Source organism: Kitasatospora sp. NPDC057940 (genome assembly GCF_042887425.1).
In the GTDB taxonomy this organism is placed as follows: domain Bacteria; phylum Actinomycetota; class Actinomycetes; order Streptomycetales; family Streptomycetaceae; genus Kitasatospora.
In genome coordinates, this window is the sequence record NZ_JBHVPH010000006.1 from 101,753 (window position 1) to 127,162 (window position 25,410).

A 25,410-nucleotide genomic window follows, 5' to 3' on the forward strand; every position below is an offset into this window, starting at 1 on the left:
CCCGAACGGACGGGCGAGCGCTGGTGGTTCATTGCCGTGCATTGCGCCGTTGGGGTCAATCCGGAGGGCGAACCTGCCGATACCCGCAATGACGTCCGTTCGCCGCCTGGAGGAGACCGCATGTCCGACCTGTGGCTGCCCGGTGCCGAGATCCACGACCTCGGCGACCACGCGCCGACCGACCAGCAGTACCCCCCGAGAGCCATCGCCCACATCACCTGGGACCGCAACGCGACCGCCGCCGCGCCGCAGGACTGGTGCACCTACGAGGACCTGGTGAGCTACTTCACCGGCAGCGGCGCCGGCGACGCGCCGCACCTGGTCTGGGACCCGTTCAGCGGCCGGATCGCCCAACTGTTCCCGGCCGACTCCCGCTCGAAGAGCCTGCTCAGCCCGACGACGAGCCCGACCCGCACCAACCGGGCCGGGCGCGTGGTGATCCAGATCGAGGCGGTGTTCTTCCCCTACTGCGCCTACCAGGGCACCGTGTACGCGCGGCTGGTCGACACCCCGTGCGCGGGCTGGGACCGGATCCACGCCTGGATCGCCTCCTGGGGCGTGCCCGACGTATGGCCGATGGGCCGACCGGTCGACTTCACCAGCCACCGCGACGAGCAGGTGTGGGAGGCCAGCGGCGGCTGGTACGCGCACGCCCACGTCCCGTTCAACGACCACACCGACCCCGGCTCCTGGCCCGACTTCGCGGCCGGCCCCGGCACCCCGATCCCCTCGCCCCCGCAGCACCCCCCGGCGCCCCCGGCGGACCAGACCCCGGCCCGGTACCAGACCACCATCAACGGCCTCCCGTACGGCTACGGCGCCCAGGGCTACCAGGTCACCGTGGTCGGCCGGGGGCTCGTCGCCCAGGGCTTCGGCTCCCACTACCGCTCCGGCCCCGGGCCGAACTGGAGCGACGCGGACACCGAGAACTACGCGGACTACCAGCGGAGTCTGGGCTACTCCGGCCAGGCGGCGGACGGCGTGCCGGGGGAGAGCTCGCTGCGGCGGCTGCTCGGCTACCTGCCCGGTCCCCGGACGGTGTCGCTCGCGCACGTCGTGGCGGCGGCCCGCACCGACCCCGGCGCCGAACAGGGGCACCGGACGTACGGCGCCGAGGTGGCGATCGTCGAGCAGGCCCTGGCGGACGAGGGGCTGCTCGAACAGCGGTGGGTGGACGGCTCGTTCGGCAGCCTGACGGTCACCGCCTACGCCGGGTGGCAGCGCCGGTGCGGGTACACCGACTCCGCCGCCGACGGGATCCCCGGGCAGGACTCGCTGCACCGGCTGGGCGCGGCGCAGGGCTTCTCCGTGACGGACTGACCGGGACCGTCCGCGGCGCCGGGGCCCGTCCGCGCCCGGGGCACGGCGGCGGGGGAATGCCCGGCTCGGCGGCGGGCGTTGTCCACCGCGTGACCAGCGCTGCGCCCATGACCAGGCTCTCCGTCCTCGACCGCTCCCGGACCAGACGGGGCGAGGAGCCGGCGCAGGCGCTGCGGGACACGGTGGCCTTCGCCCGCGAGGCCGAGCGGCTCGGGTACCACCGCTTCTGGGTCTCCGAGCACCACGGCGTGCCCGGGGTGGCGGGATCGGCGCCGACGGTGCTCGCCGCGGCGGTGGCGGCGGCCACCACCCGGATCCGGGTCGGTACGGGCGGGGTGATGCTGCCCAACCACCAGCCCATGGTGGTGGCCGAGCAGTTCGGGGTGCTCGCCTCGCTCTTCCCCGGCCGGATCGACATGGGGCTCGGCCGCTCGGTCGGGTTCACCGACGGCGTGCGGCGGGCGCTGGGCCGGGAGAAGGACTCCGCGGACGACTTCGGCGCCCAGCTGGCCGAACTGCTCGGCTACTTCGACGGCTCGCAGCAGGCCCACCCCGGCGTCCACGCCCGCCCGGCCGAGGGCCTGCGGGTGCCGGCCTTCGTCCTGGCCACCGGTGCGGGCGCCGACCTGGCGGCCGACGCCGGGCTGCCGCTGGTCATCGCCGCCGTCCGGGGAGAGGAACGGATGCTCGCGGCGATCGACCGCTACCGCAGCCGGTTCCGCCCCTCGGCACAGGCCGCCGAGCCGTACGTGGTGGTCTCGGGCACGGTCGCCGTCGCCGGGAGCGCCGACCGGGCGCGGGAACTGCTCGTTCCGGAGGCGTGGTCCGGCGCGTACTCCCGCACCCACGGCGAGTTCCCGCCGCTGGCCCCCGCCGCCGAGATCCTGGCCCGGCCGATGAGCCCGCGCGAGCAGGCCGCCTACGAGCAGTCGCTGAAGGGCCACATCGCGGGCACCCCGGAGCGGGCCGCCGCCGAGCTCGCCGCCCTGGTGGCGCGCAGCGGCGCGGACGAGTTCCTGGTCACCACCAGCACCTACGACCGCGCCGCCCTCCTCGACTCCTACCGGCTGCTCGCCGAGGCGGTCGGCCAGGCCTGAGGCCGCCGGCCGGGTCCGGGGCAGGTGGGCCGGCGCCGTCGCCCGCTCAGCCCGCGTCGACCTCCGACGTCCCGAGCCGGGCGTACACCTCGGGCCGCCGCGCCCGCAGCCGCAGCGCGATGGCGACGCCCGTCAGGAACACCACCGGCACGATCGCCACCAACGGCCAGTTGACCTCCGGCCCGGCATTGGTGAACAGGTCCAGCCGCCACACCACCAGCGCCGTCGCCCCGCACAGCAGCACGGTGGCGGCGACCGGCGCCACGACCGTCCGGAACGCCCCGGCGCTCGCGGCCGCCTCGCGATTGCGGCGGAAGAAGGCGTACACGGACAGCCCGGCGAGCGCCTGCAGCACCAGGATGCCGACCACGCCGGGGGAGTTCACCCAGAGGAAGAACTGGTTGTACGGGTCGGCCCCGATCAGCGCCGCCACCACGACGGCCACCGCCGCCAGCACCGACTGCGCGATGCCGCCGATCCACGGGGAGCCGTGGCGCGGGTGGACCCGGCCGAGCGCGGCCGGGGCGGCCTGCTCGGTGGCGAGGGCGTAGCCGTAGCGGGTGATGGTGTTGTGGAAGGCGAGCAGCGCGGCGAGCAGGCTGGTCACGATCAGCACCCGCTGGAGGTCGGTGGCCCAGGCACCGACGTAGTCGGTCATCGCGGTGAAGAACATCCCGGCCGGGTCGGCGGTGGCGGTCGCGACGGCCTCGGTGGCGCCGAAGGCCTGCACGATCATCCAGGTGATGAAGGTGTAGAAGAGGCCGAGGAAGGCGATCGCCGCGTAGGTGGCGCGCGGCACCGTCCGCCGTGGTTCGCGGGCCTCCTCGCGGTAGATGGCGGTGGCCTCGAAGCCGATGAACGCGGCGAAGGAGAGCCCGAGCACCCCGCCCATGCCCCCGGAGAACACGTTGTGCGGGGCGAACGAGGACAGGTCGAGCCCGTGCGCGCCGCCGCGCACCAGCACCGCCACGGCGAGCACGAGCAGGATGCCGGTCTCGGCGATCAGCAGCGCGCCGAGCACCTTGGCGCCGAGGTCTATCGAGCGGTAGCCGAGGAGCCAGACCACCGCGACGCCGAGCAGCGCCCAGACCGGCCAGGGCAGGTCCAGGCCGAGCAGGTCGGCGGCGGTGGTGTGGGCGAAGAAGCCGAAGGCGCCGTACATGCCGATCTGGATGGCGTTGTACGAGAGCACCGCGAGCAGCGCGGCGCCGAGCCCGGCGGGGCGGCCGAGGCCGCGGGTGACGTAGGCGTAGAACGCGCCGGCGTTGCGGATGTGCGCGGTCATGGTGGTGAAGCCGACCGCGAAGAGGGCCAGGATGACGCCGGTGGCCAGGTAGGCGACGGGCGTGCCGATGCCGCCGAAGGCGATCGCGAACGGTGCCACGCCGGCCATCACGGTCAGCGGTGCGGCGGCGGCCACGACGAAGAAGACGATGTCGCCGGTGCCGAGCACGCCGCCTTCCAGGCGGGCGGGCCCGGTGTCGGGGCCGGTGGAGCCGGCGGCTGCGGTGCCGGGCCCGGTGCTGCTGGGCCCGGCGCGGCCGGTGTCGGGGCCGGTGCGGGGGGAGCCGGGTGCGGTCGGGGAGGCCGCGTCGGAGGGCAGGGTCATGGGGGAGCTCTCCTGGGGTCGTACGGACGAGGGTAGAGCGGTCGGCCGCCGATCGGGTGCGGGCGGTCGACGGGGGGCGGACGCCGTGGGGGCGTTCCGGCGGGCGGGTAGGGGGATTCCGCCCTGGGGGCAGTGCGTGCGTCGGCCTCAGTGGGTGCGTCGGCCACCGAGCCAGGTCCCGGCCACCGGGACGGCGGCCAGCTCGTCGGCCGGCACCGCGTAGGGGTCGGCCGCCAGGTGCACCAGGTCGGCCCGCATCCCGGGCCGCAGCACGCCCCACTCCGCCTCCTCGAAGGCCTGGTGCGCGACACCCGCCGAGTAGGCGGCGAGGGCCTCGGTGAGCCCGATCCGCTCCTCGGGCAGCCAGCCGCCGGCCGGCAGGCCGTCCGGGGTCTGCCGGGTGACGGCGGTGGCGAGACCGGCCAGCGGCTCGTAACGGGTGACCGGCCAGTCGCTGCCGAAGGAGACCCGGGCGCCACCGCGCAGCAGCGCGGCGATCTGGTACTGCCGGGCGCCGCGCTCGGGGCCGAGCCGGGGGAGGGTGAGCTCGGTCATCAGCGGGTCGGTCTGGGCCCACAGCGGTTCGAAGTTGGCGATCACGCCGAGTTCGGCGAAGCGGGGCAGGTCGGCCGGGTCGACCAGCTGGACGTGGGCGATCACCGGGCGGCGGGCGCGCAGGCCGTTGCGGCGGGTGGCGGCCTCGACGGCGTCCAGGGCGATCCGGACGCCGTGGTCGCCGATGGCGTGGATGTGCGGCTGGAAGCCAAGCGCGTCGACGGCGGTGACGGCGTCGGCCAGTTCGGCGCCGGTCCAGTTGGCGACGCCGTGGGAGTGCGGGCAGTCGCTGTAGGGCGCCAGCAGGGCGGCCGTTCCGGACTCGACGACGCCGTCGGCGAAGAACTTGACCGCCCGGGCGGTGAGTCGGCCGCGCCCGGCGGCCTCGACCCGCTCCCGGTCGGCGGCCAGGGCGGGGAGCCGTGCACGCCAGCCGTCCGGTTCGAGCAGCAGGGCGAGCCCGGCCCGGACGGGCAGATCGTGCTCGGCGACGGCGGCGAGCCAGGTGTCGACCTGCGCGGGCTCGATCCAGGCGTCCTGGAGCCAGGTGAGCCCGGCGGCGGCGAGTGCGGCGGTGGTCTCGCGCAGGGCGGCGACCTGCTCGGCGAGCGGGAGCGGCGGGACGAGCGCGAGGACGGGGTTGAGGGCGCCGAACTCGCGCAGGGTGCCGAGCGGGGAGCCGTCCGGGCGGCGGACGATCTCGCCGCCCACGGGGTCGGGCGTGTCCGGCCCGTACCCGGCGCGGCGCAGCGCCTCGCTGTTGGCCCAGCCGGTGTGGTGGTCCATGGTGCGCAGCAGGACGGGCCGGTCGGGGACGGCGGCGTCGAGCAGCCGGGCGTCGAACAGGCCGCCCTCGGCGAGCCACGGATCGACGGCGTCCCCGGTGATCCACTCGGCCTCGGGGTGGCGGGCGGCCCAGCTGCGGACGGCCTCGACGACCTCGTCCAGGCTGGTGCAGTCGCGCACCGGCACGCCGCGCAGCCCGATGGCGCCGAGCAGCGGGTGGAGGTGGCCGTCGCCGAAGGAGGGCAGCAGGGCGCCGCCGGCCAGGTCGACGGTCTCGGTGCGGTCGTCGCGCAGGGCGAGTGCCGCGTCGCCGAGGGCGGTGATCCGCCCGGCGGTGACGGCGAGGGCGTGGGTGGCGGGGTGCGCGGGGTCTCCGGTGTGGATCCGGCCGCCGGTGAAGATCGTGTCGGCACGCATGGGGGAGCGTCCTCTCCGGGTCGCGGCAGGTGACGAGGGCGACCTGCCTAAACCGAATGGGGTTCGGTTACCGTAGGCGCGGCACCGGCGGGTGCGGAAGAGTTTTATTGAAAGCCATTCAGTAACGCTTGGATAACGATGATCTTGAGGGTTCTCCGGAGGGCTCCCTGAAGGGCTCCCCGAAGAACTCCCCGAAAGACGAGGAACCGGCATGGCCAGGCCGCGCACACCCCTGCTGGACCGGCAGCGCATCGTCGACACCGCGCTGCGGCTGGTCGACGAGGCGGGCGACCTCACCATCCCCGGCCTCGCCGGCGCCCTCAAGGTCAGCCCCTCCGCGCTCTACCACCACGTCACCGGCCGGGCCGAGATCGTCGCCCTGATGCGTGCCGAACTCGTCCGCACCATCGGCGAGCAGTCGATGTGGGACCAGCCCTGGGACGCGGCGCTGCGCACCTGGGCGCACGCCTACCGGGACGCCTTCGCCGAACACCCCGGCATCGTCCGCCTGCTCGCCACCGCCCCGCTCGCCGAACCGTTCATGCACGCGCTGTACGAGCGCGCCGTCGCCACCCTGGAGGGCGCGGGCTTCGCCGCACGGGACGTGATGGGTGTGATCACCGCCCTGGAGAGCTTCATCCTCGGCTCCGCGCTCGACCTGGTCGCCCCGGACGTCATGGTCGACGCCGTCGACCGGGACGCCACCCCGCGTCTGGCCGACGCCCTCGACGCCGTCCCCGCCGGCCGTGAACGCGCCGACCGGGCCTTCGAGCTGGGCCTCACCGCCCTGATCGCGGGTTACCGGGCGCTGCTGCCCTGACCGCCCTCCGTGCCGGGGTCGGGGCGGTCGCGTCGGGGCCGGGGTCGCCGTGTCGGGGCCGCCGTGTCGGGGTCGGGTCGCCGCTGTACCGCCGGGTCCGGTCCCGTTCCTCCATCCGGTTTCTGAGCAGGCGTGATGACCTGCTAATGTTCTTCTCGTCGGGAGGGAAACAACCTCCCGAACAGGCGTCAGCGGTGCTACCAGAGCACGTCCTACTTTCAGTAGGAAGAGTCCGTGCGACCCGGGCCTGGCGCTCCACCCGAAGGGGCTCGTTCCGTCCAGCGGAACGGGCCCCTTCGTCATGTCCGGGGGCTCCGGCGGCAGTCGGGCGGCGACCCGATGGTGTAGACCTGTTCGCCCGGCCCTTCTACCGCATGCCGGCGGTCGAAACCCTGCCGTGCGGCCGGTTCTCGGCCAAGCTCCCCTGCCAGGTGGTCGGCCGGTGGCGGTGGGCTGCGGTCCACGACCACCCCCGGGCCAGCGGGTTCGTCCGGCGCCGGTGGCTGGCGCCCTGTCACACCTTGGCCGGAAGTGGACGCTACTGATGTGAATATGCCATTGGAATGTTCGTCATATGGAATCCGGCAGTAGCCTTCCGTGTCGAGCCCGCCACTGCTGGTGGCGGCCCGGCCGTGCCGTGCTGCGCCCGGCTGCCCAGACCCCCTCGAAGGAGCCGGTGTGCCGGGTATCGACGAATGCCTCGCCGGAGCGATGTCGATCTCCGGGGCACGCTCCGCGAGCCTGGTCGACTGGAGCAGCGGACTCGCGCTCGGCAGCCTCGGCGAGTGCCCGACCGGCGACCACGAGACCGCGGCAGCCGAGACAACCGACTTGGTACGGGCGGCCGTTGAGAGCCAGACCTTCACCGGGGCGGAGGACCGGCGGTCCCCGTTGCAGGACGTCATCGTCACCGCCGGCCGCAGCTACCACCTCATCTGCTTCATCGACACCGTCTTCGACAGCCGCCTCGTCCTCCACCTCTGGCTCGACCGCGCCCAGGGCAACCTCGCCGCCGCCCGCTACCGCCTCCAGGCGCTCGCCGAGGAACTGGTGCTGGGGTGAGCGGGACGCCCGCCGCGGCCATCGGGTTTCGGCCAGCACGCCGGACGGGTCGCCCCCGCCGCCCGCGCTCCACCGGCCGGTGGCCCGGATGACCGCCGCGCCCGCCGCCGTCCGCCGGCCCGCCCCGCCGCAGACCCCCGGTGAGGCCCTCGGCCTGCTCGCCGCCCGCCGCGCCACCGGCGCCCTGTGCGGCCCGCTCGGCAGCCTGCACCTCGTCGACGGCCAGGTGGCCCACGCCGACTCCCCGCGCGCGCCCGGCCTGGCCGAACTGCTCACCGGCTGCGGCCGGATCACCCCCGGGCAGTGGGCGGAGCTGCTCCGGCTCCACGGCCCGCGCGCCCGGGTCGGCGAGGCCCTGGTCGAACGGCGGCTGCTCACCCGGGGCGAGCTCGAACTCGGCCACCTGGGAACGCTCTTCGACGCCGCGTTCTTCGTCCTCGCCGACCGGAGCGGCGGCGTCTGGCGGTTCGAGCCCGACGCCCGGCACTGGCTGGGCCCGGTGGCCACGGTCGACCCCGGCCGGCTGCGCCGCGAGGTCGAGCGCCGGGGCCGGCTGCTGGAACGGATCTGGCCCTGGCCGCAGCTCGACACCGCGCCGGTCCGCCCGGTGGTGCCGCTCCCGCGGCCGTCGAACCGCCCGCCCGGCCGCCGGCGCGAACTGCTGGACCACGCCGACGGCCGAAGAACCCCGGCGGACCTGGCGCGGCTGCTCGGCCGGTCCGGCTTCGGCGTCACGGCGGACGTCCGCCGCCTGGCCGCCGCCGGGCTGCTCGCCGCCCCGCGGCACGCCGCACCGGCGGCCGCGTCGGCGGTGGCACCGGGAGTGGCGCCGGCGGTGGTACCGAGCGCTGCGACGCCCGTGGCACCCGCGACGCCCTTGGCACCTGGGGCACTTGGGGCGCCGAGGCCTGCGGCGCCCGTCGCGGAAGCCGAAGCGCCGGCCCCCGACGCGCCGGCCCCCGCCCGCCCGCCGGGAGGCCTGCACCGCCGGGTCCCCGGCGCCACCCTCACCGGTGCCACGCCGCCCGGCCCCGTGGCCCCCACCCGCTCCGATCACCCGCCCACCACGGCCGCGGACCACCCGCCGCTGGCCGTCCCCGACCCGGACATCGCGCTGCTGACCCGGGTCCGAACCCTTCTGGAGGCCCGACTTTGAACCACTCTCCACCCGCGACCCCGCCGTCCCGGCCATGAGGCGGGCGCTCAAGCAGCGTGTCGGAAGGAGACAACTGATCGCCTTGGAGACCGAACTGCTCGCCGAGCTCCGCGCCGTCAAGCAGCGCGTCCCGCACCTCGCGGGTGGCCTGGTGGCCAGCGTGGACGGCCTGTTGGTCGCGCACGACACCCACGGGGCGGAACCCTCCGGCCTGGCCGCGATGACGGCGGCCTCGCTGTCGCTGGCCCAGCGGCTCGCCGACACCACCGGCCAGGGCGAGTTCCGCGAGTCGCTGGTGCGCGGCGAGCACGGCTACGTCGCCACCTACGCGGCCGGGGGCAGCTGCGTGCTGGCCCTGCTGGCGCACCCGGACGTCAACGTCGGCCGGCTGCACCTGGAGGCCCGCCGCTCGGCCCAGCGGATCGCCGGGCTGCTCAGCGACAGCCTCCTGCCCAAGGACCCCCGCGACCCGGCCTGACCGGTCAAGCTCCCGGCCCGACCGCAGCTACGACCCCAGCACCTCAGCACCCCACCACTCCAGCACCCAACCACCGAAAGGGAGTTACCCAGATGACCGACGCAGCCGGCGCGCTCAAGCAGGCCATGACCAGCATCGAGGGCGCCATCGGCGCGGCACTCGTGGACTACAACAGCGGCATGGCGCTCGCCACCCTCGACGGCCCCGGCGGGCTGGACCTCAACGTGGCCGCGGCGGGGAACACGGACGTGGTCCGCGCCAAGATGCGCACCATGGACATGCTCGGCCTACAGGACGGGATCGAGGACATCCTGATCACCCTCAGCAGCCAGTACCACCTGATCCGGCCGCTCGCCGGCCGCACCGGCAAGGGCCTCTTCCTCTACCTGGCGCTGGACAAGGCGCGGGCCAACCTGGCGATGGCCCGCCACCAGCTCACCAGGATCGAGGCCGAACTGGAGGTCTGACAGGTCGGTCGGCTCGGACAGGCCGGACGGGCCGGAGAGTCCGACCGGACGACGCGTCGGCCCGGCGTCGGCTCAGGCCGCGCCGGGCGCCGTCCACCGGACCTCGCCGCCCGGCAGCCCCGCGCACACCGCCCCCTCCGCGGTCTCCACGCTCCACGGCGCGAGCTGCGCGTGCGGCGGGACGGACAGCGCGCCGCCCTCCGCGAAGGCCAGCTCCAGGCCGCCGGCGAGGGTGATCTCGGCGGTGTCGACGGTCCGGCCGACGAGCGCGAGCAGGGTGCCGGTCGGGCGGATGGTCAGCGCCGGAAAGTAGTGCTCGACCTCCGCCGGGGCGGTGAAGGAGGGCGCGGCGAGGCGGAACTCGTGCGCCACCCGGACGGTCACCGGCCCGTCGAGGGTGAGGTCCAGCCGGTCGCCGCCGCTGACCGACGCCACTCGCCGGCCGGCCAGCGCCTCCGTGATCCCGTGCTGCGTGATCCCGTTCTGCATGGCCCCAGTGTGACCCACCCGACCCGGCCCTGTCCGCCCTGCCCAACAGCCCCGCCCGACCGGCCCGCCTGACTCGCCTTCCTGAACCCGCTCGACCCGTCCGCCCGCCCGGCCCGCCCGCCGCTACCCGGCGGCGCGTCCGCGCACCAGCTCGGCCGGCCCGCCCGCCCGCTCCCGCGCGGCCAGCGCGGCGGCCGTCCGGGCCCAGGACGGGCCGGTCAGCAGCGCCCGTGCCTCGGCGGGGCCGCAGAGCCGCCACTCCACCAGCTCCTCCTCCGGCAGCGCGATCGAACCGAGCATCCGCTCCGTCACCGTGCCCCCGTCGAACACGGACACCAGCACGGCGGTGTCCCGCCCGGTCGCCGGGTCGGCCTCCGGGTCGGCGGCTGTCCCGGGCTGCCAGTCCAGCGCCAGCAGCCGCCCCGGTTCGACCTCCCAGCCGAGTTCCTCGCGGATCTCGCGCCGGACGGCCGCCCGGGGCAGTTCCCGGTCCGCCTCGATCCCGCCACCCGGCAGGGTCCAGCGCGGCACCCGGCCGCGCGGCCCGTCCCACGGCCGCAGCCGGACCAGCAGGACCCGCCCGTCGTCGTCGGTGAACAGGGCCCGCGCCTTGGCCCGGATCCGCGGGCGGGTGGCGATGTAGGTGGCCCGGTCCATCGGCGGCTCGTACCCGGGCCCCGCCGCCGGCCCGCCGGGGGCGGGGCCCAGGGCGGGCACCCCGGCCAGCCCGGTGTACGCGGGCGGCGGTTCGTCCGCCGGCAGGTGGTCGAGGGTGTGCCCCACGGGCCTGCTGTCCTCCAGCTCCAGCGGACCGGCCGACCGCGGCGCCCGCAGGCAGGCCGTGACCCGGCGGGACAGCAGGGGCGGCAGCGCGTGGCCCGCCTGTTCCGGGGTCAGCCACACCCAGCCGCCGACCTCCGCCGCGTCCGGCCGGATCGCCGCGGCCTGTTCGGCGGTGAGCGGCTGCGCCCAGTACAGGTACGCGGCGATCGGCGGCCGGAAGTGGTCGAGCGTCCAGTCGACGCAGGCCAGCGGCCCCAGCCGGGGCGTGAACCCGAGTTCCTCCACCACCTCGCGCAGCGCGGTCTCCCGCGGCGAGCGGTCCTGCGGCTCCCACCCGCCGCCCGGGATCGCCACCGGATGCTTCCGGTCGTACGGCAACCGCACCACCAGCACCCGCCCCCGCTCGTCCGGGAACAGCACCCCCGCCGCCGCCAGCAACTCCCGCCCGCTCCCGGATGACGCGTCCACCGCTGCTCCCTCCGTCAGGCCCGGTTCGAAGGCCGTGTCCCCCCGACGACTCGGCGGACCTCTTTCATGGTTCCCCCCACGAGCCGCCCTAGCCGGGCCCTCGCCGCCTCACCCCAGTGACGCGAGGGCCTGCGCCGCCGCGCGGGCCATCTGCTCGTCGTGCCGTCCGCTGGACCCGCGCAGCCGGGCGAGGCCTTCGGCCGCCGCCAGGGCGAGCAGCCCGGGCAGCAGGTCGGTGCTGCGGGCGGCGACCCAGCGGGTGCCCTGGGTGGCCATCCACCACAGGTCGGCGGCCCGGCCGGGCGGGGGCTCGGCGGGGGTGTCGACGGGCGGCGGGCCGAGGGGGTGGCCGGCGGCGGCGAGCAGCTGGTGGAACCCGCGGGCGATCAGGTGGTGGCCCTCGGCGCTGGGGTGCAGCCGGTCGACGCTGAGCAGCCGCCGTTGCGCGCACCACGGCAGCTCGGCGATGTGCAGGTGCACCGCCCGGTGCCGGGCGGTGAGGGCGTGCACGACGGTGTTGACGGCCTGCATCCGCCGCGCCAGCGGTCGGGCCAGCGGCGCGGGCAGGCGGAGCAGGGTGCCCGGATCGGGCAGGCAGGCGGTCAGCAGGACGGCGCCGTGGCTGGAGAGTTCACCCAGGGTGGCGTCCAGTTCCAGGGTGGTGCGCCGGATGTCGAAGCCCGCCCGCAGGGTGTCGTTGCCGCCGACCACCACGGCCGCGAACCGCGGCCGCAGCGCCAGCGCGGCGGGGAGTTGACGGTTCGTCAGGTCGGCGGTCAGGGCGCCGCTGCACGCCAGGTTGGTGAATTCGACGCCGCCCTCGGGTGCCAGCGAGCGGGCCAGGACGGCAGCCCAGCCGCGCCAACCTTCGCCGACCGGGTCCCCGACCCCTTCGGTCAGCGAGTCCCCGAGCGCGACGAACCGCAGCGGCCCGCCGGTGGCCGGCCGGTCGTCCGCGGACCGGTCACGCCCGGTGCCGAGCACGCTCATCCCAACCCTCCTCCACCGCACCGGGGTTCCGCACGTCGGGGCTCCGCACGCCGTGGGCCGCGAGGAACGCGGCCACCGCGGCCGGCCAGCCGTACCGCTCGGCCCGGGCCCGGGCGCCGGCCCGCCGCGCCTGCTCCGGGCGCGCCAGCAACTCCCGTACCGCCGCGGCGAATCCGGCGCCGGTGTCGGCGGCGGCCACCCCGGCCAGGCCGATCAGCCCGGGCAGCGCGGAGGAGCGGCTGACCGCCACCGGCGTCCCGCAGGCCAGCGCCTCCAGCGCGGCGAGCCCGAAGGTCTCCACCGGCCCGGGCGCGAGCACCACGTCCGCGCAGCCCAGCAGCCGGGCCACTTCCTCCCGTCGGCCCAGGTGCCCGAGGAAGCGCACCGGCAGCCGCAGCCGCTCCGCCCGGGCCGCCAGCCGGTCCCGCAGCGGTCCGGTCCCGGCCACCACCAGGACGGCCGGCAGCCCCCGGGCCCGCAGTGCGGCCAGCGCCTCGACCGCCCGCTCGGGCCGCTTCTCGGCCGAGAGCCGGGAGCAGAGCACCAGCAGCACGTCGTCCGGCCCGCAGTACCGCGCCCGCTCCCGGGCCCGCGCGGCCGGCGGCAGCGGGCGCATCGCGTCCAGGTCCACGCCGAGCGGGGCCCGGGCCAGGTTGGGCACGCCGATCCGCCGGAACTCCGCCGCCGCCCAGTCGGTGGTGCAGAGCACCGCGTCGTACGTACGGGCCGTCGCCGCGTTGAGCCGGTCGGCGGCCGCGTCGGCGAGCGGGCGGGGCAGCCCCCAGGTGCGCAGCACCCCGACGGCGCTCTCGTGCGACACCATCACCGAGCGGACGCCGTGCCGCCGGGCCCAACTGCCGGTCCAGCGCAGCGTGGTGCGGTCGGACACCTCCAGCCGGTCGGGCTTCAGCCGGGTCAGTTCGGCGGCCACCGCCCGCCGGTCGGTGAGCACCCGGTAGCCGCCGCTGGCCGGCAGCACCGGCCCGGGCAGGGTGACCACCAGGCCCTGCTCGCCCTCCTCCTCGCTGCGCCGCTCCCCGGGCACGATCAGCACCGGCCGGTGCCCGGCGGCCAGGTAGCCGGCACCGAGGTGGCGCAGCGCGGTGCGCAGGCCCCCGGAGACCGGGGTGACGAAGTTCGCGAGCCGCACGATGGTCAGCGGCTCGCGGTCGGCGGTGTCCGTCATGCCGGCAGCTCCTCCACGACGGCGACCGGCTCGACGGCCGCCGGGGGAGCGGCAGGGGGAGCCACCGGTGCGCCGTGGTGCTCGGCGAGGACCTCCGCGTAGTGCCGCAGCAGCAGGTCGCCGACCGCCTCCCAGGTCCGAGCGGTCACCTCGGCCCGTCCGGCGCGCCCGTACGCGGCCCGCCGCCCGGGGTCGGCGGCCAGTTCCGCCACCGCCCGGGCCACCGCGGCGCCGTCCCGGGGCGGCACCAGCAGGCCCGTCCGGTGGTGCGCGACCAGGTCCAGCGGGCCGCCGGCGGCCGGGCCGATCACCGGCACGCCGCTCGCCATCGCCTCCTGGATGGTCTGGCAGAAGGTCTCCAGCGGGCCGGTGTGCACGAACACGTCCAGGGTCGCGAAACAGCGGGCCAGTTCCTCGCCGGTCCGGCGGCCGAGGAACACCGCGCCGGGCATCGAGGCCCGCAGCCCGGGCCCGCACGGCCCGTCCCCGATCACCACCACCCGCACCCCGGGCAGGGCCGACGCGGCGGCCAGCAGGTCGACCCGCTTCTCGGGCGCCAGCCGCCCGACGTACCCGACCAGCACCTCCCCGCCCGGGGCGAGCGCCCGGTGCAGCGCCTCGTCCCGGTGCCGGGGGTGGAACCGCACCGAGTCCACCCCGCGCGGCCACAGCTGCACCCGGGGCACCCCGTGCGCGGTGAGGTCCTGGGCTGCGGGGGTGGACGGCGCCAGCGTCCGGGCCGCGGCCCGGTGCACGGCCCGGATCCGCCGCCAGGCGGCCGCCTCCCCGAGGCCCCGCCCGGCCCGGTAGGCGTGCGCGTACCCGGCGAGGTCGGTCTGGTAGACGGCCACGGCGGGGACACCGAGGCGGGTCGCGACCTGCACCCCGCGCGCGCCGAGCACGAACGGGCTGGCCAGGTGCACGATGTCCGGCCGGTGCCCGGCGACGGCGGCCGCCAGCTGCCGGCTCGGCAGCGCGATCCGCACCTGCGGGTACCCGGGCAGCGGCACCGAGGGAATGCGCACCACCGGCAGCTCCACCGCTTCGGAGCCCCCGAAGGTGTGCGGCGGGCATGCGGCGCCCCGCGCGGGCGCGGGGGTGACGACGAGTGGCTGGTGGCCCCGGCGGACCAGATGCTCGGCCGTCCGCAGCACGCTGTGGGCGACTCCGTTGACCTCGGGCGGAAAGGATTCGGTGACGATGACGACGCGCATGCCAGTGTTCTTTCCGCGCCCGGCGTGCACCCGGCCAAAGGGATCTGTCATAGAAGCGAACGCGGGTCGGCGATTTGCATCGCCGACCCGCGCCCGCACCGCGCCGCCTCAGTGCGACCCGGCCGCCTCCTTGAGCTCCGCGTACGGCGCGAGCTTGCGGAGCGACTCGATGCTCCTGAGGCACTCGTCCTTGCTCTCGTGCGGGTCCCCGGTGACGATGACCGTCCCGTTGCTCGCCTTGAGCCGGAAGCGGTGCATCCCGCTCTCGTCCTTGTACAGCTCGAATTTCCCGGCCATGCCAGTAACAGCCTTCCGTTCAGGTGACCCCCTCGCACCGCACCGTAGGGCCAGCCCGGTTGCCCCGCCCGCCGGCCGGGGCATCCGAGTCATCCGGCCCCGCCCACCTGGCCCGTTCGGGTCAGGTGGTGCTCGCGGGCGAGCGGGTGGGCCTGCGGGCGGCTGGGCGTGGTGGCCCGGGAATGCTCCTGGCGGCGGCCTCGTTTCACCGGCGGACCGGGGTGGTGCCGTTCATGCCGAAGCGGGCGGAGCACTGCTCGCCGGATCGGTTGTTCGCGTTCCAGACGCAGATCCACATCGTGTAGCCGATGTCTGGGACGAAGCTCGTCTTCGCGGCGCCCACAGAGGCGCGGAAGGTGTACGTGATGCCGTCGCTGCGGGCGAGCTCGGCGACGCAGGTCTGGGCCAGGGAGGTGTTGAGCACGCCCGCGAGCGAGCCGGAGCCGTTGTCGTCCAGCCAGGCGGAACAGGCGGCGTCGGGGCCGAGCCAACTGGTGTCCGCCTCGGAGCCCTTGACCTGTGCCGGGTCGTCGCTGCCGTTGATGCCGCGGATCGATGACGAGGTGGGGCTGGGGGCGGCCGCTGGGGGTTCGGCGGTGGCCGTGCCCGGTGGGGTGGCCGTTTCGCCAGGCGGGGTGGTCGGGGGCTGGGGAGCGGGTTTGGCGGCAGCGAAGGTTGAGGGTCGCAGGCTCGGGGAGGGTGCCCGCGTGGTGCCGGCCGGGGCGGTCGAAGGCGGGGGAGAGGGTTCGGCGGTGGCGGTGGCGGTGGCGGAGATCGAGGCGCTCGGGCTCGCGGAGGGCCCGGGCGTCGTCCCGGCCAAGGGCTCGACGGCGACCTGCACGCCGTTGGACTCCTGCGCGTCGTGGTGCTGCGGGGAGGTGGACGGGCTGAGGGCGAACACCGCGACCGCGCCGAGGGCGGTCACCGCGGCGATCGGCAGCAGGAGCAGGTGCTTGCGCGGGCGGCGAGGTGATGCCAGGGGTGCGGGCCCGATGTCAGGCTTCGGGTCCGTGCTCGTATCCGGTGGCGGGACGGTCTCCAGCTTGCCGACCGGCGTTTCGGCGAAGGCACGTCGAGCGTCGATGCGTGACATGACCTCGGGCGGCCAGGACGGGGGAGGGCCGAGCCGGTGCGTGCGCGTCGCCAGGACGATCTCGTCGGCGGTGGGGCGTGCTCCGGGGTCGGCGGCGAGACAGGGCCCGAGGAGGGCGGCGAGGTCGGCGTCCACGGCGCGCAGCGGCCCCACGTCGGGGACGGCGCCGGGCGTGCGACCCGAGGCGGCGTAGAGCAGGAGCGCTGCGAGCGAGTAGACGTCCGCAGGCGTTGCCACGTCCTCGTCCCCGGTCTGCTGTTCCGGTGCCGAGAAGCCCTGCGTTCCGTAGCTGCCGCCGCTCCTGGTGAGCCTCGCCTGGTCCGCGGCGCGCGCGATGCCGAAGTCGATCAGCTTCACGCCGTCGCGCACCAGCATGACGTTGGCGGGCTTGATGTCGCGGTGCGCGATCTCGGACGCGTGTACGGCCCGCAGCTGAGCGGCTGTCTCGGCCAGCAGCAGCCACAGCGCCTCGGCGGGAAGCGGGCCGTGCAGCCGGACCGCCTCGTCCACCGTGAGCCCGGGGACGTACTCGGCGGCGAACCACGGGCGTTCCGGAGTGGCGTCGCTCGCCAGCACCCGCGGCCCGACTCCGAGCGGCACACGGTAGAGGATGCCGACCTCGCGTTCGAAGCGCTCGCCGGGGACCAGCCGCGGCCGGACGAGTTTGACAGCGGCGTAGCCCCTGTCCGAGACACCGAGGTAGACCTCGCCCATGCCGCCGGTGCCGAGCAGGCCGATGATGCTGAAGCTGCCGATCTCCTGCGGATCGCCCGGGCCGAGTGGTTCGGCGACCATGCCGTCGATCGCGGCAGCTCGCCGGCTGATCTCGCTCACGGCGGGCAGGCTATCGAGCAAGTCCAGTCCGGGCAAGCGGAGTTGTCGGTTCCGCGGGCTGGACACGCCGCATGCCCGCAGGAGGAATGGTCCTCCAGGTGCGCTCGTACACTGGCGCGAGCCGAGGCGGAGGTAAGCGAGATGGCGTACGAGAACTTCCCACCCCAGATGCTGCCGCCGGGCAGTCCTTCCGGCAGGGTGCCCCCGGCGCCACCCGGGACGATCTTCGTGCTCGGACCGGAGGGCGGGTACGCCGTGCCGCCGCGCCGGTACACCTTGCTGTTCGGCCGGGACCGCGAGGACGTGCACGTACCGGTCGGTGTCGACGACCCGACCGTCAGCCGTCGGCACGGCGTCTTCACCTGCGCCGGCACGGACGGCGACTGGTGGCTGGTCAACACCGGCAGTCTGCCGATCGAACTGCCCGACGGCGTGCTGATGCTCACCAGCCACAAGCGGATCATCGGGCCCGGGTACACCCCGCTGGTGATCAACTCGTCCAAGCGGCGGTCCCACCTGGTGGAGGTCCGCGTCGTGGACGGGGACGACCTGCACCCCCGTTCCACGAGCAACGCCGATACCGCGGCCCCCGAGACGGTCTACCTGCTCTCCCTCCAGGAGCGGCTGGTGCTCACCGCGCTCGCCCGGCGCTACCTGGAGGGCCAGGACGCCTTCCCGCTCCCGTCGGCCTGGGAGGAGACCGCCCGGCTGGTCAACGCCTCGCCCCACGCGACCAAGCTCTGGACCCACAAGTCGGTCGCCAACACGGTCGAGGACGTGCGTGAACGGCTGCGCCGGCGGGGCGTGCGCGGACTGACGCGCGACGAGGTCGGCGAGCCGGTCGGCTCGACGCTCAGCGTCAACCTGGTCAGGGAACTGCTGAAGACGGCGACGCTGAACGCCCAGGACCTGGAATTGCTGGCCGATCGGGGCTGACGCCTTGCTCAGGCCTCCGGCTCGGGCGCGGCTTCGGCGTTGTGGTTGTAGGTGACGTGCATGGTGCCGTGTTCCACGGCGAAGACGGCCGCCTGGTCCTCGGCCGAGTTCTGCTGGCGCGGTTGGGGCTGCGGCTGCTCGGGGTGATGCTTCGTGTTCGTCACGTGGTTGTTGTCGCCCACGATGAAGGTGCCGGAGACGTCTCCGGCGTGGATGGTGCCGGGGGTGGATTCCGTAGACATGGTCGGCCTTTCCTGGTCGGTCTTGGGGCGGATTACCAGGCGGTGCAGTGGATCACCAGACTCTGCCAGGCCGAGTTGAATGCCGAAGCCTGGCCGGCCGTGTTGTAGCCGGTGGTGAGGTCGTTCCGAGCCGCGCGGAACTGGTTCTCCTCCTGCTGGCTGGCGGTCAGAAGGCCCTTGAGGTCGGATACCACGGATCCGTCCCGCGCTTGCGATAGGGCTCCCCGCAACGTGGACTCGCTGGCGCGCAGGTCTTTGAGGATGATGTCGATACGGGATTTCACCGTGCTGCCGTCGGGAACGGCGGAGGTCCGTCGTGAGTTGTAGGCGGCTACGGCGTTGTTGTACGAGTCGAAGGCGCTGTGAACGGCGGTCAGGTCGGCATTGTGCTGCTGGGTCTCTTTTCCCAATTCCGTTACCACCGTTGCGCACACGGGATCGACGGGGTCCGGCGTGACGACGGGGGCAGGGACCGGCGGCTTGGGGGTGTAGACCTTCGGAGACGGGGCCGGCGGGGCGGGAGTGTAGACCGGCGGGGCGGGGGTGTAGACCCTCGGAGGCGGGGCCGGCGAGTAGGTGGGCTGGGCCGGCTTGGCCAGGTTCGACTGGTTCTGGGTGTAGACCATGGCGCCCACGCCGAGTACGGCTGAGGCGCCGACCACGCAGGCGACGGCGAGGGCTGCTCCGCCCTTGGCGGCCGCTGCGCCGGCGGTGGTGACCGCGTGGCCCGTGCTGGACGTGGTGGTGGCGCTCACGGTGTGCGTGTGCTGGGCGGCGGAGTGGTGCGTTCCCGAGAGGTCGATTCGGTGCGGCGCCGCCTGCGAGGGGGAGTGTGCGCCGGCCACATGGCCCCCGGCCGGGGGCTGCGGGGCGGACTGGGACAGGTCGATCACGTGCGGTGTACCCGGCGGGTGCACGGGCGCCGGGGCGCCGGAGGCGGGGACGGGGTGGGTGACGGCCGGTGGTTGGACGACGGGGTGGGTGACGGCCGGTGGTTGGACGACAGGGTGGGTGACCGTTGGCGGTTGGACGACGGGCTGGACGACCGGGTGGGTGACCGTCGGGGGGCTGACCACCGGGTGCGTGATCAGCGGGGACTGGCCGATGGCGTGTGCCGTGGTGGCCGGGTCGATCGGCGGCACGGCGGTGATCGCCGTCGTGGCGGCCTGGTGGGCCACCGAGTGCGCTTGCAGGGCGGCGAGTTCCTGCCAGAGCACCCCTGCCTCCAGCACCAGGGCCGTCGTCAGTGCCGCCCGGCCGAGCGCCTTGCGGCGGGTGCGCGCCTCCCCCAGGAAGAAGTCCTCGCCCGCGCGGTCTCCCGCGCTCTTCGCGGCGGACCAGCCGGTTCCGAGGAGGCTGCCCCACGCGTCGAACTGCCGGGAGAGCGCCAGTTTCGGCGAGGCGGCCCGGGCCAGCGCCACGCCGAGCTGCGCCTGTCCGCTCCGCTCCGCTCCCAGCACCGCGACGTCCAGGGCCTGGAAGTGGGCCGCGACCTCGTCCGGGGTGGTCTGCCGTGACTCGACCCAGGCGGTGAGCGCCCGGCAGAGCGGCGCGGCGGGGTACTGCGTCATCCGGCTCTTGAGCACGCACTCGGCGACGTCCGGCGGACACCCGTAGCCGGTTTCCGAGGCGACCAGCAGGCCGTGCCGCACCAGTCCGCCGGCGAGTGCGTTGCTGTCCGTGCGGCCGAGCAGGGCGTCGAGCTGCCGGGCGGCCAACTCGGCGCCCGACAGCGAGCCGAGCAGGTACAGCAGGTCGCGCTCCTCCGGCCGGAGCCTGTTGAGCAGCGCGGGAAGGAGCGCGGGCAGATCGGCGATGCCCGGCAGGCCCTTGCCGGTCGCGGCCGACAGGGCGATGCGCCGCAGGCGGAGCGGGTTGCCGTGCACGGCGTCGCACAGTGCCGTCACGGTCCGCGCTTCGTCGGGCCGCAGCGCGCGGGCCAGGACCGTCTGCACCAGCACCACCCCTGCCGGGGCCGTCAGTCCGTCGAGTCGGATCGGGTGGACGCCGGTGACCGACGACCGGCGCTGCGAGGTGAAGACGAACGTGGAGTGCTCGGCCAGGTCGAAGAGCCGGTGCAGGTCCTTCTCGTCGAGTCCCGCGTCGTCCAGGTAGATCCGCAGCCGCAGGGTCTTCAGGTGCTCCTTCAGCACCTCCAGCGACGGTTTGTAGTTCGGTGCGTCGAAGCTGATGTCGAAGATCGCCTGCGCGAGGTCGTCGGCCGTCCGTCCGCCGGCTTCGATGTAGGCCGCGCCCTCGGGCCCGCGCGGCAGGGTGCGGGCGAGGTGGCGCAGCAGCGCGCTCTTGCCGACCCCGGAGGCGCCCCAGATCTGTACCAACTGGCGTGCCCCGATGGCCTGTTGCAGTGCCTGGAGCTCCCGCTCCCGGCCGATCAGCGGATCGGCGGCGGAACGCGGCAGGTGGGAGATCGGCTGACGCTTGACCGGGTTCGGCGGAGGCCCCGCGTTCACGGTGATGGCCGAACCGTGTCCGGTGGTGATGTTCAGGTTGGTGACGGTGTTCCGGTTGCCGACGATCATCGTTCCGGACACGTCGCCCGCCCGGATCCGCGTGGAACCGTCCGGAGCACCGTTGTTCTCTGGCATCTGTCTCTCCGGTCCTCTCCGACGCTCGGGTTCCGGCACTCGGTCATGCTGGCGCCGGCCCGTCGTCGGAACCCGGCGCTTTTAGCTGTTTGGTGAGATCGCCCGCGCTTCGGCCGGTTCGGTGGCGGCGGCGATCCGGGCGAGGTGGTCCAGGTCGAGGATCGTGATCCTGCGGTAGCCCGTGACGACCGCGCCCGACTCCCGCAGGGCCCGCAGGGCCTTGTGGATCGACGACTCCGCGGCGCCGACCAGCGTGGCCATCTCCGGCTGCGACAGCGGGAGATGGGCTTCGTTGCGGCCGGGGCGCCCGTAGGTGACGGCGAGGTGGTGCAGGATCCTGGCCAGCCGCCCGAGCACGTCGCAGCCGGTGAAGTCGACGATCCGGCTGGTCGCCGTGCGCAGCTTGGCCACCACGCTCGCGTTGAGTGCGAGCCCGATGGCGGGGTGCTGCTTCGTGCACGCCAGCAGTTCGGCGGGCAGGATGTAGCGGGCCAGTACCCGGCCGCAGGCGGTCACGGTGCCGATGCGCGGCTGACCGTCGATCCCGGCGAACTCGCCGACGAGGTCGCCGGCCATCCGCACGGCCAGCAGCGCGTCCCGGCTGTCCTGTGCGTGCGCGGTGACCTTCACCGTGCCGCCGATCAGGAGCAGCGAGAAGTCCGAGGTGTCGGCCTCGCGGATGGTGATCTGACCGGCCGGGTAGGCCACGCCGTGGCCGAGCCCCAGCAGGACTCGGCGGTCGGCCTCGCCGACTCGGCCGAGCAGTCCGGTCGTCGGCCAGTAGGCCCCGGCCCCGCGCATCCGTGTGTTGCTCATCGGTCACTCCTCCTCCTCGTCCGGCCGAAGCCGGACAAGCCGTATTAGTAGCCGGTTTACCCGAGGACCCCTCCTCTACGTTCTGGTTAACCATCGTGTCGGCACCGGGAGTTCGGTGCCGACGGCAGATCGATCTTCGAACTGCCGGCCCTCGTCGTGATCGCGGAGGGAATGTGAATCCGAGGTACGAGTACCGAGCTCTGCTGGCGTGCGACATCGCGGGTTCCGCGGGCCGCGGTCAGCAGCGGCTGCAGGAGATCCGCGGTGTGCTGCGGTCCGCGCTGTTCGGCGCCCTCGGCGTCGCGGAGCTGGACCGGCGGGACTTCGCGTACGCGGACACCGGCGACGGCTGCCGGCTCGTCGCCCCGCTCGGGTTGCCCAAGGCGGGACTGCTGGTCCCGCTGCTGCCGGAGCTGGGCTCGCGGATCCGCGAGCACAACCGGCACGCCGGCCCGGACGCCCGGCTGCGGGTACGGGTCGCCGCGCACGCGGGGGAGGTCCGGCTCGATCCGGACGGCACCGTCTCCGGCACCCCGTTCGAGGCGCTCGCCCGGCTGCTCGACTCGCCCCCGCTGCGGCAGGCGGCCCTGGACGGTCCGGACGGCACCCCGGTGGCCGCGGTGCTGTCGCAGCACTACTACGAGGAGACGGTCGGTCACGGCTACGAGGGGCTCGAAGCCGGTGCCTTCACCGTGGCCGAGGTCCGGGTCAAGGAGTACGCCGCACGGGCCTGGCTCTGGTACCCGGGCAGCCCGGTCGGGCCGCACGGCGGTCCCGGCCCGGAGTCCGGCTCCCGCGAGCGGCCCGCGGAAGCCGAGCCGCCGTCCGTCGGGCAACTCGTCCGAGCCACGGGGAACGGCACGGTCTTCGCCGTCGGCCACGGTGGCCAGTACGTCCACTACAACGAACGGGGCTGAAGCGCCGATGAACCAGGAACTCGCCGAGCTGGCCGCGAGCGGAGCCACCGCGCTGGTGTCCGCGATGGGCACCGATCTGTGGAACGAGGCGAGGCGACTGATGAGCGGCGTCATCGCCCGGGCCCACGGCAGCCGCCGCAGGGAACTGTCCGCCGCGCTGGAGCGGGGGTCGACCGCCACGAGGGGAGCGGTCGACGCCGCGGCCGTGGACTTCTGGACCGAGGCCCTGTTCCGGTTGCTCGACCGGGACCCGGCTCTGGCCCAGGACGTGACAGCTCTGGCGACGCTGCGGACCGGGCAACGGCCGGACGTCGTGGTCCAGGTCAACTCCGCCACCGGCTCCGGTGAGGTGTTCGCGGTGCAGCACGGTGACCAGCACTTCGCCTCCGGGCCGAGGTCCCGCGACCGTGAGGAGCGGCCGTGAGCGGGGGTGACGGCCGGCAGGTCGGCCTGACGGACGGCTGGGTGCGGGCGGGGCTGCTCGCAGCCGTCGTCATCGGGGCCTGCGCCGAGGTCGGCATGCCGCACCGGTACTACGGCTGGCTGGTGGACGCGTTCGCCCTCGCGGCGGTGGGTGTCGTCGGCGCGGCGGCCGCGCTGGGGTCCGAGGCCGCCGCGGCGCCCGCCCGACAGCGGGACCGGCCCGACCGGGGGCCCCGGCCCGACGCGACGGCGCCGGTCTGCCGCTTCGTCGCGGCACCGGCGGTGTCGGCGGCCCAGCCCGGCAGGCCCCGGCCGTTCCTGCGCGAGCGGCCGACCGACCTGAGCGTGCCCCGCTTCGGTGAAGGCGCGCGGGCACAGGGCTACCCCTGGCTGCTGCCGGAGCGCACGGTGCAGAACGGCATCGCCGCCGACGAGGCCACGGTCGGTGCCCTCACCATCCGTGCCGCCTCCGTCGTCGGGCCCGGCCACCGCTGCGGCCGGCCCGCCGAGCCACGACAGGACTCCTACCGGATCGGGCGGAGCCCGGACAGCCGGTACGCGATCGTGGCCGTGGCCGACGGCCTGTCCAGCGCGGCCTGGTCCGACATCGGGGCCACCGCGGCCTCCAGCCAGGCGGTCACCCTGCTGCGCGAGCAGATCGAGGCGGTCGGCTTCGACCGGCTCGACGTCAAGGCCCTGTACGGGCGGGTCGCGGAATCGATCGCCGCGCACGCGGCCGGACGCGGCGTCGGCACCTCGCACCTGGCGACCGTGCTGATCACCGCGGTGATCGCCGAGCCGGACGCGAACGGCGTGGCGCGGGCATGGGTCGGGTGGCTCGGTGACAGTTCGGCCTGGACACTCGACCCGCGCGTCCCGCTGTGGCAGTTCGCCGCCGGCGAAGCCAAGGACCGCGCGGCCGTGGTGGTCTCGAACGAGGTCGCCGGCCGACTGCCGGACACGCCGCACCTGGCCGTGGACGGTTACGTCACCCTGCCGGCCGGCGCCGCCCTCGCCCTGGTCACGGACGGGATCGGCGACGCGTGGGCGGACCGGGCGGGCAACGTCAACGAGTACTTCGCGAACGCCTGGCGCTCGCCGGTCCCGGCCACCCGGTTCACCGCCGACGTCGGCTTCGACGCACCGCAGTGCCTCGACGACCGCACCGCCGTCGTGGTGTGGAACGGCAGCGGGACATGACCGACTCCGATCCCGTCGCCGGCGGCGCCCCGGTGGTGGACCCGCGGGGCTGGGCGTTGCCGAGGACCGTGGGCCTCGGCGATCTCGGACCGCTCGCCGAGCCGATCTCCGAACACAACGGCCAGGCCGTCGCCGTACGGCCGCTGACGGGCCATCCGGGCTGGCTGGCCAAGCTCTACCGGCCCGGCCCGCACCAGGAGGACGGCCACCGGATCGACCTGCTGATCTCGGCCCCGGACACGCTGCCGGAGGCGGAGCGGGCGACCCTGTACGCCGGGACGTGCTGGCCCGCGGCCCGGATCCGCGAGCCCGGCAACCCGGCCGTCGGGTGCGTGATCCCGATGGCGCCCGAGCAGTACCGTTCCGAGCTGCGGCGCGGCAAGATCAGCGAGCGCCGGTTCCTGGAGATCGACTGGCTGGCGAAGTCCGACGAGTCGATCCGGGGCATCGGCCTGCCCTGCCCCGGCTTCGAGGGCCGACTGGCTGCCTGCCGCCGACTGACGGAGCTCGCCGCGATCCTGGAGGGCCTGGGCCTGGTCTACTCGGACTGGTCGTTCTCCAACGCCTTCTGGAGCCCGGAGGGGCGTTCCGTCTACCTGATCGACGTCGACGGCTGCCAGCCGAAGAAGATGCCCGACATCCACCAGCCGAACTGGGCCGACCCGCTCACGCCGCCGGGCTCCGACGCGGACCAGTACACCGACCGCTACCGGCTCGCCCTGCTCGTCGCCAAGTGCCTGACCGGCCGGCGCGACGCGAGCACCTTCCACGGCGTCGCCGCGTCCCACTGGCTGAACCAGCCCGCTGCCTCCGAGGTCCTGCTGGACATGCTGCTCGCGACCGACCGGGAGCGACGGCCCGCGGCCGCCCAGTTGAACCAGGCGCTGAACAACGGGCCCTACCTCAGGGCCGTGCCGCGTCCGACACGCAAGCCGCTGCCCCAACTGCCCCCGACGCAGCCGACGGTGGTGCTTCCGCAGCCCGCGCCGCGCACGGTCCCGGAGCCCCCCGGTGTCACCGTCACCAGCATCAGCACGGCCGAGGAGAAGAAGAAGGCCGCGTCCGGCTCGTCCACCAAGTGGATCTGGGTGCTCGCCCTCGTCGTGATCCTGGCCGTCCTCATCGCCTCCACCCACTAGCTCAGAGGTG

General features: G+C 74.7%; 24 protein-coding genes. 12 read left to right on the forward strand and 12 right to left on the reverse strand.

What is annotated here, in order from left to right; genetic code table 11:
- The first annotated feature begins 120 nt into the window (after nucleotides 1-120).
- Together ACFVTF_RS12580 and ACFVTF_RS12585 are read left to right on the forward strand one after the other, a co-directional pair.
- Nucleotides 121-1,320 (forward strand): peptidoglycan-binding protein, encoded by a 1,200-nt coding sequence (locus ACFVTF_RS12580; protein ID WP_387812755.1) that lies wholly within the window; start codon nucleotides 121-123, stop codon nucleotides 1,318-1,320.
- A gap of 89 nt (nucleotides 1,321-1,409) precedes the next feature.
- Nucleotides 1,410-2,417, forward strand: a complete 1,008-nt coding sequence (locus ACFVTF_RS12585) for an MsnO8 family LLM class oxidoreductase (RefSeq protein ID WP_371521425.1) — start codon at nucleotides 1,410-1,412, stop codon at nucleotides 2,415-2,417.
- Between the two features lie 46 nt (nucleotides 2,418-2,463).
- Here ACFVTF_RS12585 and ACFVTF_RS12590 read toward each other — a convergent pair whose 3' ends face one another.
- Nucleotides 2,464-4,026 (reverse strand): APC family permease, encoded by a 1,563-nt coding sequence (locus tag ACFVTF_RS12590; protein WP_387812758.1) that lies wholly within the window; start codon nucleotides 4,024-4,026, stop codon nucleotides 2,464-2,466.
- A gap of 147 nt (nucleotides 4,027-4,173) precedes the next feature.
- Complete coding sequence (locus ACFVTF_RS12595) at nucleotides 4,174-5,784, reverse strand: amidohydrolase (RefSeq protein WP_387812760.1); 1,611 nt, start codon at nucleotides 5,782-5,784, stop codon at nucleotides 4,174-4,176.
- A 211-nt stretch (nucleotides 5,785-5,995) separates the two neighbouring features.
- Between ACFVTF_RS12595 and ACFVTF_RS12600 the strand changes: the two genes are divergently transcribed.
- The 5 genes from ACFVTF_RS12600 (at nucleotide 5,996) to ACFVTF_RS12620 (ending at nucleotide 9,767) form a co-directional block, all read left to right on the forward strand.
- Nucleotides 5,996-6,604 (forward strand): TetR/AcrR family transcriptional regulator C-terminal domain-containing protein, encoded by a 609-nt coding sequence (locus ACFVTF_RS12600; RefSeq protein ID WP_387812762.1) that lies wholly within the window; start codon nucleotides 5,996-5,998, stop codon nucleotides 6,602-6,604.
- A gap of 678 nt (nucleotides 6,605-7,282) precedes the next feature.
- Entirely contained in the window at nucleotides 7,283-7,666 is a 384-nt protein-coding gene (locus ACFVTF_RS12605; protein WP_063350270.1) for a hypothetical protein, read from the forward strand.
- Nucleotides 7,667-7,754: 88 nt separating this feature from the next.
- Nucleotides 7,755-8,822: a hypothetical protein gene (locus ACFVTF_RS12610; RefSeq protein ID WP_387812766.1), complete on the forward strand. Its 1,068-nt coding sequence runs from the start codon at nucleotides 7,755-7,757 to the stop codon at nucleotides 8,820-8,822.
- 82 nt (nucleotides 8,823-8,904) lie between these two features.
- Entirely contained in the window at nucleotides 8,905-9,300 is a 396-nt protein-coding gene (locus ACFVTF_RS12615) for a roadblock/LC7 domain-containing protein (protein ID WP_350879110.1), read from the forward strand.
- 92 nt (nucleotides 9,301-9,392) lie between these two features.
- Entirely contained in the window at nucleotides 9,393-9,767 is a 375-nt protein-coding gene (locus ACFVTF_RS12620) for a hypothetical protein (protein ID WP_350879111.1), read from the forward strand.
- 72 nt (nucleotides 9,768-9,839) lie between these two features.
- Here the strand turns inward: ACFVTF_RS12620 and ACFVTF_RS12625 are convergent, their stop codons facing one another.
- From ACFVTF_RS12625 to ACFVTF_RS12655, 7 genes are all read right to left on the reverse strand, one after another.
- Nucleotides 9,840-10,256, reverse strand: coding sequence for a DUF6188 family protein (locus tag ACFVTF_RS12625; RefSeq protein WP_371521434.1), 417 nt, complete (start codon nucleotides 10,254-10,256; stop codon nucleotides 9,840-9,842).
- 123 nt (nucleotides 10,257-10,379) lie between these two features.
- A complete protein-coding gene (locus ACFVTF_RS12630) occupies nucleotides 10,380-11,507 on the reverse strand; it encodes an NUDIX domain-containing protein (RefSeq protein WP_387812770.1) in 1,128 nt (375 codons plus the stop codon).
- Between the two features lie 108 nt (nucleotides 11,508-11,615).
- Nucleotides 11,616-12,497 carry an SGNH/GDSL hydrolase family protein gene (locus ACFVTF_RS12635; RefSeq protein WP_387812773.1) on the reverse strand — a complete coding sequence of 294 codons (882 nt, stop codon included), beginning with the start codon at nucleotides 12,495-12,497 and terminating at the stop codon, nucleotides 11,616-11,618.
- Nucleotides 12,472-13,683, reverse strand: coding sequence for a glycosyltransferase (locus ACFVTF_RS12640; protein ID WP_387812776.1), 1,212 nt, complete (start codon nucleotides 13,681-13,683; stop codon nucleotides 12,472-12,474). Before ACFVTF_RS12640 ends, ACFVTF_RS12635 begins: the two co-directional genes overlap by 26 nt.
- The gene (locus tag ACFVTF_RS12645) at nucleotides 13,680-14,897 is read right to left on the reverse strand and encodes a glycosyltransferase family 4 protein (RefSeq protein ID WP_387812778.1); all 1,218 of its coding nucleotides are present in this window, start codon (nucleotides 14,895-14,897) and stop codon (nucleotides 13,680-13,682) included. Before ACFVTF_RS12645 ends, ACFVTF_RS12640 begins: the two co-directional genes overlap by 4 nt.
- 108 nt (nucleotides 14,898-15,005) lie before the next feature.
- A complete protein-coding gene (locus ACFVTF_RS12650; protein ID WP_063350276.1) occupies nucleotides 15,006-15,194 on the reverse strand; it encodes a DUF1508 domain-containing protein in 189 nt (62 codons plus the stop codon).
- A gap of 205 nt (nucleotides 15,195-15,399) precedes the next feature.
- Nucleotides 15,400-17,121 (reverse strand): protein kinase, encoded by a 1,722-nt coding sequence (locus ACFVTF_RS12655; protein WP_387812781.1) that lies wholly within the window; start codon nucleotides 17,119-17,121, stop codon nucleotides 15,400-15,402.
- Between the two features lie 141 nt (nucleotides 17,122-17,262).
- Between ACFVTF_RS12655 and ACFVTF_RS12660 the strand changes: the two genes are divergently transcribed.
- Nucleotides 17,263-18,057 (forward strand): FHA domain-containing protein, encoded by a 795-nt coding sequence (locus tag ACFVTF_RS12660; protein WP_387812783.1) that lies wholly within the window; start codon nucleotides 17,263-17,265, stop codon nucleotides 18,055-18,057.
- An 8-nt stretch (nucleotides 18,058-18,065) separates the two neighbouring features.
- Here ACFVTF_RS12660 and ACFVTF_RS12665 read toward each other — a convergent pair whose 3' ends face one another.
- The 3 genes from ACFVTF_RS12665 to ACFVTF_RS12675 all read right to left on the reverse strand — a co-directional run bounded on the left by ACFVTF_RS12665 (nucleotide 18,066) and on the right by ACFVTF_RS12675 (nucleotide 21,721).
- Entirely contained in the window at nucleotides 18,066-18,299 is a 234-nt protein-coding gene (locus ACFVTF_RS12665) for a hypothetical protein (protein WP_387812786.1), read from the reverse strand.
- Between the two features lie 32 nt (nucleotides 18,300-18,331).
- Nucleotides 18,332-20,905, reverse strand: coding sequence for a hypothetical protein (locus ACFVTF_RS12670; protein WP_387812789.1), 2,574 nt, complete (start codon nucleotides 20,903-20,905; stop codon nucleotides 18,332-18,334).
- 81 nt (nucleotides 20,906-20,986) lie between these two features.
- Nucleotides 20,987-21,721 carry a Crp/Fnr family transcriptional regulator gene (locus ACFVTF_RS12675; RefSeq protein WP_387812792.1) on the reverse strand — a complete coding sequence of 245 codons (735 nt, stop codon included), beginning with the start codon at nucleotides 21,719-21,721 and terminating at the stop codon, nucleotides 20,987-20,989.
- Between the two features lie 173 nt (nucleotides 21,722-21,894).
- Between ACFVTF_RS12675 and ACFVTF_RS12680 the strand changes: the two genes are divergently transcribed.
- Genes ACFVTF_RS12680 through ACFVTF_RS12695 form a run of 4 tightly spaced genes read left to right on the forward strand, consistent with a single transcriptional unit; the run spans nucleotide 21,895 to nucleotide 25,400 of the window.
- Nucleotides 21,895-22,638, forward strand: coding sequence for a hypothetical protein (locus ACFVTF_RS12680; protein ID WP_387812794.1), 744 nt, complete (start codon nucleotides 21,895-21,897; stop codon nucleotides 22,636-22,638).
- Between the two features lie 7 nt (nucleotides 22,639-22,645).
- Complete coding sequence (locus ACFVTF_RS12685) at nucleotides 22,646-23,062, forward strand: hypothetical protein (RefSeq protein ID WP_387812796.1); 417 nt, start codon at nucleotides 22,646-22,648, stop codon at nucleotides 23,060-23,062.
- Nucleotides 23,059-24,261 carry a protein phosphatase 2C domain-containing protein gene (locus tag ACFVTF_RS12690; protein WP_387812798.1) on the forward strand — a complete coding sequence of 401 codons (1,203 nt, stop codon included), beginning with the start codon at nucleotides 23,059-23,061 and terminating at the stop codon, nucleotides 24,259-24,261. Before ACFVTF_RS12685 ends, ACFVTF_RS12690 begins: the two co-directional genes overlap by 4 nt.
- Nucleotides 24,258-25,400: a hypothetical protein gene (locus ACFVTF_RS12695; protein WP_387812801.1), complete on the forward strand. Its 1,143-nt coding sequence runs from the start codon at nucleotides 24,258-24,260 to the stop codon at nucleotides 25,398-25,400. Before ACFVTF_RS12690 ends, ACFVTF_RS12695 begins: the two co-directional genes overlap by 4 nt.
- The last annotated feature ends 10 nt before the right edge of the window (nucleotides 25,401-25,410 follow it).